The sequence below is a fragment of the Streptomyces sp. NPDC088785 genome (genome assembly GCF_044750685.1).
In the GTDB taxonomy this organism is placed as follows: Bacteria; Actinomycetota; Actinomycetes; order Streptomycetales; family Streptomycetaceae; genus Streptomyces.
Genome location: NZ_JBIVKH010000005.1, coordinates 321,430 through 337,250 on the forward strand (window position 1 = coordinate 321,430; position 15,821 = coordinate 337,250).

Here is a 15,821-nt window from a genome sequence, read left to right on the forward strand (position 1 = left end):
CACCCTATCCGGTGACCCCGTAGGGCCGCGGTTCGCACCAGCGTTCGAATGGACGGTCGAGTGCGTACTTACCGCCGCCCCCGAGCACCAACGACCTGGTCTCGGCGTTCCCCGGGTTCGACAGGGACTCGAAGTCCTGGACGGTCCAGTGGAACCACCGCATGCAGAACAGCCGCATGGTCAGGCCGTGCGTCACGAGGAGCACGTTCGGCGGATGGTCGGGGTCCTCGAAGCTGCGGTAGAGGCTCTCCAGGAAGGCGCCGACACGGTCGTAGACGTCCGCGCCGGACTCCCCCTGGGCGAAGCGGTAGAAGAAGTGCCCGTAGGCGTCGCGGTACACCTTCTGGAGGCGTACGTCATCGCGGTCCTGCCAGTTCCCCCAGTCCTGCTCCCGCAGGCGCGGCTCCTCGCGCACCCGCACCCGGTCGGGATCGAGGTGGAACGCGCGGAACGTCTCGTGCGTGCGCCGGTAGGGCGAGACGTAGACGCTCACCCGCTCACGTCCGAACAGGTCCCGCAGTTCCTTCCCGGTCTCCTCGGCCTGCTGCCAGCCGGTGTCGGTGAGCGCCAGAGCGTGGTCCGGCTCGCGCTCGTAGACGGTGTCGTCGGCGTTCCCCTCGGATTCGCCGTGCCGGACTAGAACGATGCGCCGCGGTCGTGCCATACCTCGACCCTAGATCGGATCGGGCCGATTCGAGCACTCGTACGGCCCGTCCGGCGCAGATCGAGCGGATCCTGCGGCACGCGCGCGTGGCGGAACGTTCCCGGACCCGGGCCGTCCACGCGGCCTCCGGGCGGCGGTCGGGTCCGTGCCGGCCAAACGATCAAGCAGGTGCCGACCAGACGGTCAGACCGGCCGTGTCAGACCAGCAGCGTGAGACCAGCAGCCTCAGACCGTCACCGTCAGACCGGCAGCGTCAGACCGTCCACGTCAGATCGGCCGTGTCAGCCCGACCAGGTCAGACCGTCCACGCCGACTCCAGCCGCACGATGTCGCCGGAGACGGCGGAGACGTCGGTCTCCGTCTCGGCCCGCAGAGACAGCCGCTCCACCCCGTCCCCCCGGTACTTGCCGCGCTCGGCCGCCGATCGCCACATGGACAGGACGAGGAACTCCTCGTCGGAGGCCGCGCCGAAAAGCCCCCGGACCATTCCAGGCGACCCCGCCATCGCCGGATTCCACACCTTCTGCTGCATCAAGGTGTAGTGCTCCGCCCGTTCGGCATGCACCCGGCAATGGGCCACCCGCACCACGTCCGCGTCGGTGAACAGCGGTTCGAATCCGGTCTTCACGTCGAAGCGGTGGTCGAAGAGCCTGACCTGCATGTCCTTGAACGTCCCCGACTGGCCGGCCGCGAGCCGGTCATGGGCACGCGCCATGAAGGAGTCGTAGAAGGCGCGGCTCTCCCAGAAGCCGAAGACGTGGGCCACGTCCGGCCGCTGCCTGCTCCATCCCCCGCCCTGCCCCCGGAAACCCGGCTCTCCAAGGAGCCCCGCCCATTTCCGCTGTCCCCGTTCGAACCCCCGACGGTCCACCACAGTGCAGCGAATCCACTTGACCAGCACCGCGCCATCGTACGGCGCGGTGCGTGACACGGGGTCGCTCTCGGGCGCAGTGCTCCGACCCGAATCACCGCCCGCCGACACCGCGGGCGCAATCTCGAACACGAGAGCGCCCGAAGGGCAACTCGCGTGCCGGGAACCCTCGTTCGTCCCGCACTTCCGAAACTGTGTTCGTGCAGAAGCAGGTTCACCGCACAATGATCACCATGACTGCGCTCTTCACGAACCCCGTTTCGGCCCGTCTCGCCGACGCACGGCGGGTTCTCGTCGCGGGCGCCGGAGGCGGCTTCGACATCTACTCCGGTCTGCCCGTCGCCCTTTCCTTGATCCATGAAGGCAAGGAGGTCCACCTGGCCAATCTCTCCTTCAGTGCCCTCGAAGGGCTGCCGACGGACGACTGGTTGGCGCCGGACGTCGCGCGGATCACGCCCGAGACGGCACCGCATCAGCGCTACTTCCCCGAGCGCTCCCTCGCCCAGTGGCTGCGGCAGCACGGCTATCCCGAAGCCGTGCACGCCTTCCCGCAGGTGGGCGTGCAACCACTGCGCGCCGCCTACCGGGAGCTCATCGAGCACTTCGACATCGACGCGGTCGTGCTGGTCGACGGCGGTACGGACATCCTGATGCGCGGCGACGAGTCCGGTATCGGCACACCGGAGGAGGACCTCACGAGTGTCGCGGCGCTCGCGGGCATCGACGGGCCCGAACGGCTCCTGCTCTCCCTCGGCTTCGGCGTGGACGCCCACCACGGGGTCAGTCACGGCCTCGTCCTGGAGAACATCGCCGCCCTGGAGCGTGCGGGCCACTACCTGGGGGCGTTCTCGCTCTCCCGCGCGTCGAGGGAGGGCGCTCTGTTCCTGGACGCGGTCGCCCACGCCCAGGCGCACACGCCCGAGCACCCGAGCATCGTGAGCGGGTCCATCGCCTCGGCGGTCCGGGGCGAGTTCGGGAACGCGCAGTTCACCGAACGCACCCGTGGCAGCGAGCTCTTCATCAATCCCCTGATGGCGCTCTACTTCGCCTTCGAACTCGATGGAGTGGCCCGGCACTGCCGCTACCTGGACCGGATCGAGAACACGCACCTCATGCGCCAGGTCAGCTCCGCCATCGAGTCCTTCCGCGACGGGATCCCGACCCGGCCGCCGCGGCGCATTCCCCACTGACGGTCCCGCGGACGGTGACCGGTCCCCCGTTGTCGGTGGGACGACGTAGCGTGTGAGGAGCACTCAATGTCGCACCGCGAAGGGGGAGTTCGGTGAGCAGTCTCCGCAAGGGGATCGAAAAGGTCGAGGTCGGACTGAAGTGGGATCCGAGTCCGGTCGGCTCGCCACCCGACGACCTGGACCTGGTCGCGGCCGCATACACCCGTGAGGACCCGCGCGGCACCCCGGCCTACGTCGTCCACTTCGACAGCCGTTCGCCCGACGGGACGATCACTCTGAACCGGGACAGCAGGAACGGCCAGGGCTTCGGGTACGACGAGGTCATGACGCTGGAGCTGGACCGCCTGGGCACCCAGTACGCGCGCGTGGTGGTGGGCGTCGCCCTCCAGCAGAACGAGGGGCCGACCGCAGGACAGAAGGCGTTCTCGCACGTCGCGAGCACGGCCGTGCGCATACGCGAGGGGTACACCAACCTGTCGGAGCACGACTTCTCGGCGGTGGCGGCGCACTCGGCGACCACCGTCGCGGAGTTCACCCGGGAACCCGACGGCGCGTGGGCGTTCCGGGAGGCCGTCCACGGCTTCGACGGCGACCTGAACGCGTTCACCTCGGTGATGGGTTCCCTGTAGCTCCGCCGGGAGCTCCACCGTTCGACCTGTGCGGGACACGCCGAAGGGCGGCGGAACCCCGAGGTTCCGCCGCCCTTCGGTCAGGTGGGCGGTCCGGCCGGCGGGCCGGACCGCCCACTCTGATCAGCTGCAACCGCTGGTCGAGCCGCAGCCCTCGCAGATGTAGCAGGAGCCGGCGCGCTGCATCTTCGTTCCGCAGGAGAAGCAGAGCGGGGCGTCGGCCTGGATGCCCAGCTGCATCTCGACGAGCTCGGCGCTGGTGTGCGCCTGCTGCGGCGCGGGCACCACGGCGGCGGCCTCGGCCTTGGGCGTCTCGACGGCCTTGACCTGGGCGAGCGGCGCCGACTGGGCCATGCCCTCGACGTCGACCTCGACCTCTTCGATGGACGGCTCGTACGAGCCCGTCTCCAGGTGGCGCTGACGCTCGTCGGCCGAGTGGATGCCGAGCGCGGAGCGCGTCTCGAAGGGCAGGAAGTCGAGCGCCAGGCGGCGGAAGATGTAGTCGACGATCGACTGCGCCATCCGCACGTCCGGGTCGTCCGTCATGCCGGCCGGCTCGAAGCGCATGTTGGTGAACTTCGAGACGTAGGTCTCCAGCGGCACGCCGTACTGGAGGCCGACCGAGACGGCGATGGAGAAGGCGTCCATCATGCCCGCGAGGGTGGAGCCCTGCTTGGACATCTTCAGGAAGACCTCGCCCAGACCGTCGTCCGGGTAGGAGTTGGCGGTCATGTAGCCCTCGGCGCCACCCACCGTGAAGGAGGTGGTGATGCCGGGACGGCCCTTGGGGAGGCGCTTGCGGACCGGGCGGTACTCGACGACCTTCTCGACGGCCTCACGGATCGTCGCCTCGGTCTTCGCGGTGACCTCGGTCTTCGCCTGCTCCTTCTTCTTCGCGGAGAGGGGCTGGCCGACCTTGCAGTTGTCGCGGTAGATGGCGAGCGCCTTGACGCCCATCTTCCAGGCCTCGAAGTAGACCTCCTCGACGTCCTCGACCGTCGCCGTCTCCGGCAGGTTGACGGTCTTGGAGAGGGCGCCGGAGATCCACGGCTGGATGGCGGCCATCATGCGGACGTGGCCCATCGCGGAGATGGAGCGCTCGCCCATCGCGCAGTCGAAGACCTCGTAGTGCGCGGGCTTGAGGCCGGGGGCGTCGATGACGTTCCCGTTCTCGGCGATGTGCGCGACGATCGCCTCGATCTGCTCCTCCTGGTAACCCAGGCGGCGCAGGGCCTGCGGGACGGTGCCGTTGACGATCTGCATCGAGCCGCCGCCGACGAGCTTCTTGAACTTGACCAGGGCGAGGTCGGGCTCCAGGCCGGTGGTGTCGCAGGACATCGCGAGACCGATGGTGCCGGTCGGCGCGATGACGGACGCCTGGGCGTTACGGAAACCGTTCTTCTCACCGAGGCGGACGACGTCCTGCCAGGCCTCCGTGGCGGCGGCCCAGATCGGGTTGTCCAGGTCGTCCATGCGGACGGCCGCGGTGTTGGCGTCGGCGTGCTGCCGCATGACGCGCTGGTGCGGGGTGGCGTTCTTGGCGTAGCCGTCGTACGGGCCGACGACCGCGGCCAGCTCGGCGGAACGCTTGTACGACGTGCCCGTCATCAGCGAGGTGATGGCGCCGGCGAGGGCGCGGCCGCCGTCCGAGTCGTAGGCGTGGCCGGTCGCCATGAGCAGGGCGCCCAGGTTCGCGTAGCCGATGCCGAGCTGACGGAAGGCGCGGGTGTTCTCACCGATCTTCTCGGTGGGGAAGTCCGCGAAGCAGATGGAGATGTCCATCGCGGTGATGACCAGCTCGACGACCTTGGCGAAGCGGTCGACGTCGAAGGACTGGTTGCCCTTGCCGTCGTCCTTGAGGAACTTCATCAGGTTCAGCGAGGCGAGGTTGCAGGACGTGTTGTCCAGGTGCATGTACTCGCTGCACGGGTTCGAGCCGTTGATGCGGCCGGACTCCGGGCACGTGTGCCAGTGGTTGATGGTGTCGTCGTACTGGATGCCGGGGTCGGCGCAGGCCCAGGCGGCTTCGGCCATCTTGCGGAAGAGCGACTTGGCGTCGACCTCCTCGATGGTCTCGCCGGTCATACGGGAGGTGAGGCCGAACTTGCCGCCCTGCTCGACGGCCTTCATGAAGGTGTCGTTCACGCGGACCGAGTTGTTGGCGTTCTGGTACTGGACGGACGTGATGTCGTCGCCGCCCAGGTCCATGTCGAAGCCCGCGTCGCGCAGGGCGCGGATCTTCTCCTCCTCCTTCACCTTGGTCTCGATGAAGTTCTCGATGTCGGGGTGGTCGACGTCGAGGATGACCATCTTGGCCGCACGGCGCGTGGCGCCGCCCGACTTGATCGTTCCTGCAGAGGCGTCGGCACCGCGCATGAAGGAGACCGGGCCCGAGGCGTTGCCGCCCGAGGACAGCAGTTCCTTGGAGGAGCGGATGCGGGAGAGGTTCAGGCCGGCGCCGGAGCCGCCCTTGAAGATCATTCCCTCTTCCTTGTACCACTCGAGGATCGACTCCATGGAGTCGTCGACGGCAAGGATGAAGCAGGCGGAGACCTGCTGCGGCTGCGGCGTGCCGACGTTGAACCACACCGGGGAGTTGAAGCTGAAGATCTGGTGCAGGAGGGCGTACGCCAGCTCGTGCTCGAAGATCTCGGCGTCGGCGGGCGACGCGAAGTACCTGTGGTCCTCGCCGGCCTTCCGATACGTCTTCACGATGCGGTCGATGAGCTGCTTGAGGCTCACCTCACGCTGCGGGGTGCCCACAGCTCCGCGGAAGTACTTGCTGGTGACGATGTTGACCGCGTTCACCGACCAGAACTCGGGGAACTCGACGCCACGCTGCTCGAAGTTGATCGAGCCGTCGCGCCAGTTGGTCATGACGACGTCGCGGTGCGCCCACTCCACCTCGTCGTACGGGTGCACGCCGGGGGTGGTGTGGATGCGCTCGATCCGCAGACCCTTGGTCGCCTTGGTCCCCTTGGTGCGGGAACCTCGCGCCGGGCCGCTCGCCGTCTCTGTCATGCCGCCTCCCATATCAGGCTAAAACGCCTTAAAGTGCCCGGTTCTTCCCATGGCACTGTGTATTTCTTGTGTTGCGGCCGCCGCTCTTGCCGCCCGCAACAGGTCTGTGGTTCGCCGCCGCCCGGCCCCTGCCGGTCAGTCGACGGCGTGCGCGGGCACGGGGACTTCGACAGTCCCTCCGGGCCCGCTGTCGCCCTGCGCGCACTCTCCGCCCGGACCGTCCGCTTCCCCGCCGGGCGCGCGGTCCCGCAGTTCCGAGATGGCCGACTCGAAGTCCTCCAGCGAGTCGAACGTCCGATAGACGGACGCGAACCGCAGATAGGCGACGAGGTCGAGCTCCCGCAGCGGGCCCAGTATGGCCAGGCCCACGTCATGAGTGGTCAGCTCGGCGCTGCCGGTGGCCCGCACCGCTTCCTCGACCCGCTGGCCGAGCAGGGCGAGGGCGTCCTCGGTCACGGGCCGGCCCTGGCACGCCTTGCGCACGCCGTTGATGACCTTGGTGCGGCTGAAGGGCTCGGTCACCCCGCTCCGCTTGACCACGATTAGTGAGCAGGTCTCCACCGTCGTGAAACGACGGGAGCAGTCCGGGCACTGGCGGCGTCGGCGGATCGAGGTGCCGTCGTCCGCGGTGCGGCTGTCGACGACACGGCTGTCGGGATGCCTACAGAAGGGGCAGTGCATAACTCCCAACCCTCCTTCATGGCACGACGCGATAGCCCCGAGAGGTCGTTTCCGCCCCTCGCAGCAGCCCCCAGCATAGGCGATGGCCACGGTCCCGGAAGACCGGGGACCACAACTTCTGGGCTGCTGATGCAATCCAACCACTACATCTGGGGTTTGGTCGCTTTTCCGGCCTCGGCGCGTGTCGCGGGCCCCGGACTCCCGGCACCCCCACGAGCGAGCCCCCACGGGCCACACGCGCCACAGCACGACGCACGCGAAGGCAGGGGCGGTGCCCGGCCGGAAGGGCGGCGGGTGGCAGACTGGACGAGCCCACGCGGCGGGTCTCGGTCTCGGCGGTGAAGCGTACCGGATTGAACCGAATTGCCGGTCTTTCGCGAGTGAAGCCATACACCTCTGTGCATGATCACAACAAGTAATCTGCGATTTTTCACTCGAACGTGTGTTTGGCGCAACCTTTCGAAAGGAACTACCGTTGGCTAGCTAGGGAGACATTCTGGAGAGGGGCCGACCGACGTGACCACGACCGCAGACAGCGCCACCATCACTGCCCAGGGCCGCGCCCAGGGCCGACTCGAGCCGGTGCATGCCATGAATGACGCAGCCATGAGCCAGGAGGGGCCCAAGCCGGGCCGCTCCCTGCCCGGCCGACCTCCAGGGATTCGCGCGGACAGTTCGGGGCTCACGGACCGGCAGCGCCGCGTGATCGAGGTCATTCGGGACTCGGTGCAGCGCAGGGGGTACCCGCCGTCGATGCGCGAGATCGGCCAGGCGGTGGGCCTGTCCAGCACGTCCTCGGTCGCCCACCAGCTGATGGCGCTCGAGCGCAAGGGTTTCCTGCGGCGTGACCCGCACCGCCCCCGGGCGTACGAGGTCCGCGGCTCGGACCAGCCCAGCGCGCAGCCGACGGACACCACCGGCAAGCCGGCCGCGTCGTACGTGCCTCTGGTCGGCCGGATCGCCGCCGGTGGGCCGATCCTCGCGGAGGAGTCGGTCGAGGACGTCTTCCCGCTCCCCCGACAGCTGGTCGGTGACGGCGAGCTGTTCGTCCTGAAGGTCGTCGGCGACTCGATGATCGAGGCCGCGATCTGCGACGGCGACTGGGTCACCGTCCGCCGCCAGCCGGTCGCGGAGAACGGCGACATCGTCGCGGCGATGCTCGACGGCGAAGCCACCGTCAAGCGCTTCAAGCGCGAGGACGGCCATGTCTGGCTGCTCCCGCACAACTCGGCGTACCAGCCGATTCCCGGTGACGAGGCGACCATCCTGGGCAAGGTGGTGGCCGTTCTGCGGCGCGTCTGACGCTCCTCCCCGACCGGGCCCCGGAACCAACTGCGCCGGTTCCGGGGCCCAGCGCTGTCCGCGCCCGGCCCCGGATCTCGGGTCACTCCTCGGCGGCCTTGGCCACCGCGTCGATCGCGGCCAGCGAACGGCGGACCTGGTTGCGATCCGTCGTGTACCAGAAGTTCGGCATGGACGCCCGCAGATAGTTGCCGTAGCGGGCCGTGGCGAGACGGGGGTCGAGGACCGCGACGACGCCACGGTCGTCCATCGCGCGGACGAGACGGCCCGCGCCCTGCGCCATGAGCAGCGCGGAGTGGGTCGCCGCCACCGCCATGAAGCCGTTGCCCCCCGCGTCCTCCACGGCCTTCTGGCGGGCGCTCATCAGCGGATCGTCGGGCCGGGGGAAGGGGATCTTGTCCATGACCACCAGCTGGCAGCTGGCGCCCGGCACGTCCACGCCCTGCCACAGGGAGAGCGTGCCGAACAGGCAGGTCTTCGGATCCGCCGCGAAGGCCTTGATCAGCTCGCCAAGGGTGTCCTCGCCCTGGAGCAGGATCGGGAATTCCGGGATCCTGCCGCGCAGCTCCTCGGCGGCGGCCTGCGCGCCCCGCATCGACGAGAAGAGCCCGAGGGTGCGGCCACCCGCGGCCTGCATCAGCTCGGTCAGCTCGTCCATCATGTCGGTACGGGTGCCTTCGCGCGCGGGGCGGGCGAGGTGCTTGGCGACGTAGAGGATGCCCTGCTTCGGATAGTCGAACGGTGATCCGACGTCGACGCCCTTCCACACCGGCAGGTCGTCACCCGTGGTGCCCTCGGGGGCGAGGCCCAGCGAGGCCCCCACCCCGTTGAAGTCGCCGCCGAGCTTCAGGGTCGCCGAGGTCAGGACCACCGAGCGGTCCGTGAAGAGCTTCTCGCGGAGCAGTCCCGAGACGGACATGGGGGCGACGCGCAGCGAGGCGCCGAAGCGGTCGTGGCGCTCGTACCAGACGACGTCCCACTCCGAGCCGTTCGTCACCCGCTCCGCCACGTCGTGGATCGTCTCGACCGAGGCGAGGGCCTGCTTGCGGACGGCGTCCTCGTCCTGGACGGACTTGTCCCGGGTCGAACCCAGGGCGGTGATCACCGTGCGGGCTGCGTCGCGCAGCGCCATCAGCGCGTAGCCGAGGTCCTCGGGGATCTCTTCGAGACGGCCCGGCAGTGCCAGCTCCATGATCCGCTCGAAGCCCTCGGCGGCGGTCTGCAACTGGTCGGCGGCCTTCTCGTTCACGAGCTTGGCGGCGCGGCGCACCGCGCGGTTGACCTGTCCCGGGGTCAGCTCGCCGGTGGCGACGCCGGTCACCCGCGAGACCAGCTCGTGGGCCTCGTCGACGATCAGCACCTCGTGCTGGGGCAGCACCGGGGCGCCCTCGATCGCGTCGATCGCGAGGAGCGCGTGGTTGGTGACGATGACGTCGGCGAGCTTGGCGCGCTCGCGGGCCATCTCGGCGAAGCACTCCTGCCCGTACGCGCATTTCGAGGCGCCGAGGCACTCGCGCGAGGAGACGGAGACCTGGGACCAGGCCTTGTCGGAGACGCCCGGCGTGAGGTTGTCCCGGTCCCCCGTCTCCGTCTCGTCCGCCCAGTCACGCATCCGCAGCAGGTCCTGGCCCAGCTTGCTGGTCGGCGCGGCCGCCTCGAACTGGTCGAACAGGCCCTCTTCCTCGTCCTGGGGCGCCCCCTCGTGGAGGCGGTGCAGGCACAGGTAGTTCGACCGACCCTTGAGCATGGCGAAGTCGGGACGGCGCCGCAGCAGCGGATGCAGCGACTCGACCGTGCGCGGCAGGTCCCGCTCCACGAGCTGGCGCTGCAACGCCAGGGTGGCGGTCGCCACCACGACGCGCTCCCCGTGGGCCAGGGCCGGCACCAGATAGCCGAGCGACTTTCCGGTGCCGGTGCCCGCCTGGACGAGCAGATGGGAACCGTCGTCGATCGCTTGGGCGACGGTCTCGGCCATGGTGACCTGGCCGGGGCGCTCGGTGCCGCCGACAGCGGTCACGGCGGCGTGCAGGAGATCGGGGAGTGAGGGCTTCGTCATAGCTCGACCACCCTAAGGGGCCCCGCTGACATTCCTGGGGTCACAGCTGGTGCAGGGGGTTGTCGACGGTACCGTGCACGGCCGCGTGCGGGCGGTGGGCGCGGTCGCGGTAGCCGTCGAGATGCAGCCGGTTGCGGTTGAGGCACAGGCGCTCGATCCGCGGCGTGAGCAGGTCGAACATCTCGTACCGCTCCTTCAGCTCGGGGAACCGGGCGTGGTGGTGCAGGATCTCGGCGCGCAGCAGCGACCAGAACTCGGTCTCCGGCACCCCGAGTTGTTGCTCGTACAGCGGAGCGAGGTAGCGGAAGACTCCGACGAACAGACCGGAATGGATGAACTGTGTGAGGAAGTCGGGACGCTCCGTGAGCAGGACGTCGCGCACCTCTTGCGGCATGGAGTCGTGCTCGGGAAGGGGCACCGCGCTGATGTTCACGTCGTCCACGAAGTCCTTGACGGCGAGCCGGACGGGGACGTCCCGGTCGTCGAAGACGACGATGGCGTTCTCTCCGTGGGGCGAGAACACGGTGCCGTAGCGGTAGAGGAAGCGCAGCAGGGGCGGCAGCAGGGCCGCGAAGAGCCTGCGCAGCCAGGTCCTCGGATCGAGGGCGGACCGGGCGACGAGTTCGGCGGTGAACGCACGCCCCTCGGGGTCGATGTGCAGCAAGGAGGCGAGCGTACGCGCGCGTTCTCCGGGGGCCAGCCGGCGGGAGACCGGCTCGCGCCAGATGGCGCCCAGCAATTCCTTGTACTGGTAGGGAACTTCGTCGAGCCCGTCGTACAGGGGGTGACTGACGGCGACCGACGCCACCTCCCCCAGCAGGACGACTCCGCATTCGTCGCGCAGGAAGGGGTCCGCGTCGCGCAGGGCGTGCATCCAGGTGGTGACGGCGGGTGCGGCGAGGGTGCGCTCGGTGGGGAGCCCGCGCCAGACAAGGGTGTTGAGGATGGACAGGGGCAGCTTCACCGTGAGGCGCTCGGGGTGCGAGGCGTTCAGGAACGTACGGATCGACTGCTGGGGCAGCCGCAGATCGTCGTCGGCGGGCAGCGGGACGATCGCGCCGGTGGCGACGGCGGGTGCGAACAGGGGCAGCACGACGTCGTCCCACTGCCACGGGTGGACGGGGAGGTAGAGGTACGCCGCCGGGTCCAGGCCGCGGGCGCGCAGGGTCTCGGCGAACAGGTGCCGGGTCTCCACGGGCAGTTCGCGGGCGTACAGAGCCTCGGCCGATTCCAGGCCCGCTCCCCGCGCACCGCGGTAGGTGGCGAGGTCGGTGCGGACGGCGATCCACGGAAGCCTGGTGGGGCGGCGGGCCTCGGGGGCCCAGAGTGCGGCGTCGGTCGCGGTGAAGCCGAGGCGCCCTTTGTTGATGACGATCCAGGGGTGGCCGGTCTGGTGCCCTTCGAGTTCCGCGTAGCCGAGGTCGGCGAGCTGGGACGAGGTCAGGGCGGCGTGGTCGAGGCGGGCGTCGGCGGCGAGCGTGACGGTGAGCTCGCGGATGAGGTGGCCGAGGGTGATCCCGTCGAGGCGGAGGGCGTGCTTGGCGCGGACGAGGAACGCGAGGGGGTCGGTCAAGGGCTGGGGTGCGCGGGTCGGCTCCGGGTCCTGCCCCGGCCCCGGACCCGGGTCCGGCGCCGCTCCCGGCTCGGGAGTCGGGGGCAGGGCCGCGGCCGGGCTCTCGTCGGCCCAGGTGATGCTCGCCGGATCGACCTGCCAGCTGCCGTACGCGCCTCGGCGGGCCCGGAATCGGAGGACGCCGCCGTCCGCGGCCCCGCTCCCGGGCGCTCCGGTCCTGGCGTGCTTACCCTCGTCCTTGTCCTTGTATTCGTACCTGTCCTTGGCCTTGTCCCTGTCCTCGTCCGCGCCGGGCACGGTCAGGGCGTAGGCGGAGTACGGGGTCTCCGCCGGGGTCGCTATGTCGTCGGGGAGCGGGTGGAGGATGCCCTCGTAGGCGAACTCTCCGATCAGTTTGGCCAGCAGCCTGGCGCCGGCCCGGCTCCAGGTGTCAGGGGCGAGTTCGGGCGGGGCGTAGAGGACGGGCGGCTCTCCGGAACTCGGGACGACGGGCGGATTCGGCACGGGGACTCCTCGGGCGGGAACCGGATCAGGTCGAGCATCGTTACTGAGAGTGACTGGGCTGGAGCGCGGTGCGCAAGGCCCGGTCGCGGATCATGAGCGCGGCCCGTTTGTCGGGGAGGTCCACTTCGGCGGAGAAGCGGAAGCCGGCGCTGAGGAAAGCGGAGACGGAGGGGGTGTTGCGCAGGTCGGGTTCGGCGACGACACGTGCGCATTGCGGGCGGTGGTCGAGGACGAGGTCGGAGACGGCCTTGAGCAGCGTGGTGCCGAGCCCTCGGCCCCGATGGGCGACGCCACCGATGAGGAGGTGGATACCGGTGTCGTGCGGGCGGGCGGGGTAGTGGCGGGCCAGCGGGTCGAGGTCCGCGCGGTAGACCTCCCAGTAGCTCATGGGCCTTCCGTCCAGGACGCCCAGGCAGGGGACGCTGCGTCCGTCGCCCTCGACCTGGGGTCGCAGATGGCGTTCGGTGACCTCGTCCGGGCCGGCCAGTTCCCAGAACGCGGCCACGGCCGGGTCGTTCATCCAGCGGCTGATGAGCGCCAGGTCACGGTCGATGCGGGCGGGGACGAGCTGGAACACGCCCGCGGTGGTGGTGACCGGACCCCACTCCCCCACATCGTCGAGGAGGTCGTGCTGGGCGAGGGCCGTGGCGTCCGGGGCGGCCTTGGTCATGGCCGCCCCGGCCGATGGGGTGTCGGTCGGGACGGGCCCGGCCGCGGGGGTCCCGGCTTCCGCGCCCGGGGCCGGAGCGTCCGACGGTGTGGCCCTCGGGGCGTCGCCGTGGGACCTGTCCTGCTCGGCGATGAGCGCGATCAGTTCGTCGGGCAGGCGCAGGTCCAGGGTGTCCTGGCAGTCGCTGTTCTCCGGACGGGCCGCGGGTTCGGGTGCGGGGCCGGCCGTGGGGTCGGGCGCGTCCGCGGTGTTGTCGCCGGGGTCGGCGGCAGGAGTGGTACCGGCGTCGGTGCGCGCGTCGGTCGAGGGCAAAGCGGCGCTCCTCTCGGAAGGTCGTGACGGAAGGTCGTGACGGGGGGTCGTGACGGGGGGCGTGTCGGAAGGCCGTGCGGGGCCGGGCCTCGGACGGGGGCTCAGGAATGGAGGGGGTTGGCGATGGTGACGTAGACGGACTGGGTGTCGACCGGGCCGACGAGTTCGTCGAGGCCGTGCAGCCGGGTGAGCAGGTTGGCCTTGCAGCGCAGCGTCGGCGTGTCGAGGAGCCGGCTCGGCAGCGGGCTGCGCAGCCGGGTGGGTCCGGTGGCGGCCTCGGTGAGGAAGCGCCGGAAGGCCGCGAGCAAGACCCGCTCGTCTGCGAGCTGTTGGGATCCGAAGGCGCCGATGAGGCCGAGGACGTTGTTGATGGCGAGGTAGTAGGCGAACCGCTCGTCGGTGACCTCGTCGGAGACGAAGGTGTCGCTGTGGGTGCCGATGCCGGGCAGGCGTCGGTCGAGTGCTTCGCGGTGGGACTCGCGGAAGTAGTAGCCCTGGTTGTCGCGGTAGCGGCCGCCGGTGGGCCAGCCGTCGGGGTCGAGCAGCAGCAGCGTGTTCTGCTGGTGGGCTTCGAGGGCGACACCGGCTTCGCTGTCGAGCCAGAGCACGGGGCGCACGACGTGTTCGAGGTAGCGCAGGAACCACTCGGCGGAGACCGCGCCGCAGGGGCGTCCGGTGCGGGCGGCGAGGCGGGTGACGACGGCTTCCAGGCGGGAGGCCACCGGTGTCCGGCCGAGCGGTCCGGCGGCGTCGATGTCGGCCGGCGGCCTGGGTGAGACGAATCCGGCGATGCAGGAGGCGTCGTCGGCCGGATCGAAGGGATTGTTGCGGATCATCACGTCGAGCCCGGGGGCCGCGCTGCCGTCGGGGAGGTCCACGGCGAGCCAGGCCGGATCGCGGACGATGTCGAAGCCCGGATGGGCCGCGCGCCACTGCTCGGCGACGCCGCTGCGCAGCAGCCGGTGGACCTCGACACCGCGGTGCAGTTCCTTGCGGAGGTTCTCGCGGCGGGAGTTGGTGATCCGCAGGCCGAGCGACAGCTTCAGCATGGCGGGTGCGCCGGAGCGGTACAGGGTGCGGACGGAGGAGGTGGGGTACCAGGGCTCGCCGTGCGGGCCGAGGTCGATCAGGTGTCCGGAGTCGAGGAGGTGGGCGACGGCGGGGCGGTGCCGCAGCTCCCGGATCTGCCAGGGGTGCAGCGGCAGGACGGCGTGGCCTGCGGGTACGGCGAGGTCCGGTCCGGCGAGCCGGGCCGTCAGGTCGGCGGCGGGGACCGTGCGGCCGCGTTCGGTCCAGGCGGAGTCCTGGGCGAGGACGTCCGGGGCGACAGCGAGCCAGTGCAGGGGGAAGGAGCCGCGCAACTCGGGTGAGTAGAGGCGCGATTCGGCCTCGGAGAGCCCCTCGCGGCTCTTCGGCGTCGGGTGCAGCGGGTGGCCGAGGAGGAGGGCCTGTTCGGCGGCGAGGAAGGTGTCGGGGGCGTCGGTCGGCCTGCGCCGGCGGTCGGCGATGAATTCGGCGGTGCGGCGCACCGAGTCGGCGACCCGGCCGACCAGGTCGCCGCCGTCGCCGGAGGGGCCCGGACCGGGGTCGGAGGAGGGAGTACCGAGGTCCGGGGAGCCGCCGGACGAGAGCGGCGTCGGGGCCGATGCGTCCGGGAGCACGCCCAGGGCGCTGAGGGGACGAGGGCTGCCGTTGGTGGTCCCGGTCGTTCCGTCGGTGTCCGCGGTCGTTCCATCGGTGTCCGCCGTCGTTCCGTCGGTGTCCGCCGTCGTTCCGTTCGCCGCGCCGCGGGCCGACTCGCGGCTGAGGAGTGCGGCCAGCGTCACGGCGTCCACGCACGGGGCGCCGCAAGGGCCGTCCTCCAGGAGGGGCAGGCCGAAGCGGTGCCAGCCGGTGGGCGACCAGTAGTGGACGGGGACCAGGAGCGCGGTGCCGCTGGCGGGCAGCGGGATCCGCAGGAGATCGAGGGAGGGAGGAGCCATGTCGTTCTCGCGCACCCAGCAGCGCAGCAGATTCTCGATGGCGGCCACCTGGGCGGCGGTCGCGGCGTCCGGGTGGTCCAGGAGGTCGACGGTGGACGTGTGCGGATACCCGGCCTCGTGGCCGCCGGCCTTCTGCCGGGGAACCGTTTCTCGTTCCTGCGCCTCCGGGGTCTGCGTGTCGCGGCTTCCGGCGGCGGTGGGACGTGGGCGGCCGTCGGATGCGGGAGTGGCGTTCAAGAGTGCTTCCTTGCTCGGTGGGGTGGGCTCCGTGCGGCGGTGGACCGGCTCTGCGCCGGTGCGCCATCGCGCGCGTCGGTGGTGCCTGGGGTGGGGCGTGGTCTGGGGCGGGGTGCGGAGCGCGCCGTG

General features: G+C 70.3%; 11 protein-coding genes. 3 read left to right on the plus strand and 8 right to left on the minus strand.

The window, feature by feature from the left end:
• Positions 1 to 4 precede the first annotated feature (4 nt).
• Together ACIP5K_RS18510 and ACIP5K_RS18515 are read right to left on the minus strand one after the other, a co-directional pair.
• Positions 5 to 664, minus strand: coding sequence for a histidine phosphatase family protein (locus ACIP5K_RS18510; protein ID WP_401410715.1), 660 nt, complete (start codon positions 662 to 664; stop codon positions 5 to 7).
• 295 nt (positions 665 to 959) lie between these two features.
• A complete protein-coding gene (locus tag ACIP5K_RS18515) occupies positions 960 to 1,565 on the minus strand; it encodes a YdbC family protein (protein WP_401410836.1) in 606 nt (201 codons plus the stop codon).
• Positions 1,566 to 1,768: 203 nt separating this feature from the next.
• Here ACIP5K_RS18515 and ACIP5K_RS18520 point away from each other — a divergent pair, with 203 nt between their 5' ends.
• Both ACIP5K_RS18520 and ACIP5K_RS18525 read left to right on the plus strand, forming a co-directional pair.
• A complete protein-coding gene (locus ACIP5K_RS18520; RefSeq protein WP_401410717.1) occupies positions 1,769 to 2,725 on the plus strand; it encodes a DUF1152 domain-containing protein in 957 nt (318 codons plus the stop codon).
• Between the two features lie 92 nt (positions 2,726 to 2,817).
• Positions 2,818 to 3,354, plus strand: coding sequence for a TerD family protein (locus tag ACIP5K_RS18525; RefSeq protein ID WP_401410718.1), 537 nt, complete (start codon positions 2,818 to 2,820; stop codon positions 3,352 to 3,354).
• 123 nt (positions 3,355 to 3,477) lie between these two features.
• Here ACIP5K_RS18525 and ACIP5K_RS18530 read toward each other — a convergent pair whose 3' ends face one another.
• Both ACIP5K_RS18530 and nrdR read right to left on the minus strand, forming a co-directional pair.
• Complete coding sequence (locus ACIP5K_RS18530) at positions 3,478 to 6,375, minus strand: vitamin B12-dependent ribonucleotide reductase (protein ID WP_401410720.1); 2,898 nt, start codon at positions 6,373 to 6,375, stop codon at positions 3,478 to 3,480.
• A 135-nt stretch (positions 6,376 to 6,510) separates the two neighbouring features.
• Entirely contained in the window at positions 6,511 to 7,056 is a 546-nt protein-coding gene (gene nrdR, locus ACIP5K_RS18535) for a transcriptional regulator NrdR (protein WP_401410722.1), read from the minus strand.
• 516 nt (positions 7,057 to 7,572) lie between these two features.
• Between nrdR and lexA the strand changes: the two genes are divergently transcribed.
• Positions 7,573 to 8,358 (plus strand): transcriptional repressor LexA, encoded by a 786-nt coding sequence (gene lexA / locus ACIP5K_RS18540; RefSeq protein ID WP_351455876.1) that lies wholly within the window; start codon positions 7,573 to 7,575, stop codon positions 8,356 to 8,358.
• A gap of 82 nt (positions 8,359 to 8,440) precedes the next feature.
• Here lexA and ACIP5K_RS18545 read toward each other — a convergent pair whose 3' ends face one another.
• From ACIP5K_RS18545 to ACIP5K_RS18560, 4 genes are all read right to left on the minus strand, one after another.
• Positions 8,441 to 10,414 carry an ATP-dependent DNA helicase gene (locus ACIP5K_RS18545; RefSeq protein WP_401410726.1) on the minus strand — a complete coding sequence of 658 codons (1,974 nt, stop codon included), beginning with the start codon at positions 10,412 to 10,414 and terminating at the stop codon, positions 8,441 to 8,443.
• Positions 10,415 to 10,454: 40 nt separating this feature from the next.
• Positions 10,455 to 12,491 (minus strand): IucA/IucC family protein, encoded by a 2,037-nt coding sequence (locus tag ACIP5K_RS18550; protein WP_401410727.1) that lies wholly within the window; start codon positions 12,489 to 12,491, stop codon positions 10,455 to 10,457.
• A 40-nt stretch (positions 12,492 to 12,531) separates the two neighbouring features.
• Positions 12,532 to 13,473, minus strand: a complete 942-nt coding sequence (locus ACIP5K_RS18555; protein WP_401410729.1) for a GNAT family N-acetyltransferase — start codon at positions 13,471 to 13,473, stop codon at positions 12,532 to 12,534.
• Positions 13,474 to 13,574: 101 nt separating this feature from the next.
• On the minus strand, positions 13,575 to 15,692 hold the full coding sequence (locus ACIP5K_RS18560) for an IucA/IucC family protein (protein WP_401410730.1): 2,118 nt from the start codon (positions 15,690 to 15,692) through the stop codon (positions 13,575 to 13,577).
• Positions 15,693 to 15,821: the final 129 nt, after the last annotated feature.

What these genes read in the sequence shown, in the direction of transcription:
- ACIP5K_RS18510 (WP_401410715.1), bottom strand. Translation starts at nt 664, where the DNA reads ATGGCACGACCGCGGCGCATCGTTCTAGTCCGGCACGGCGAATCCGAG.
- ACIP5K_RS18520 (WP_401410717.1), top strand. Translation starts at nt 1,769, where the DNA reads ATGACTGCGCTCTTCACGAACCCCGTTTCGGCCCGTCTCGCCGACGCA.
- ACIP5K_RS18530 (WP_401410720.1), bottom strand. Translation starts at nt 6,375, where the DNA reads ATGACAGAGACGGCGAGCGGCCCGGCGCGAGGTTCCCGCACCAAGGGG.
- nrdR (WP_401410722.1), bottom strand. Translation starts at nt 7,056, where the DNA reads ATGCACTGCCCCTTCTGTAGGCATCCCGACAGCCGTGTCGTCGACAGC.
- ACIP5K_RS18545 (WP_401410726.1), bottom strand. Translation starts at nt 10,414, where the DNA reads ATGACGAAGCCCTCACTCCCCGATCTCCTGCACGCCGCCGTGACCGCT.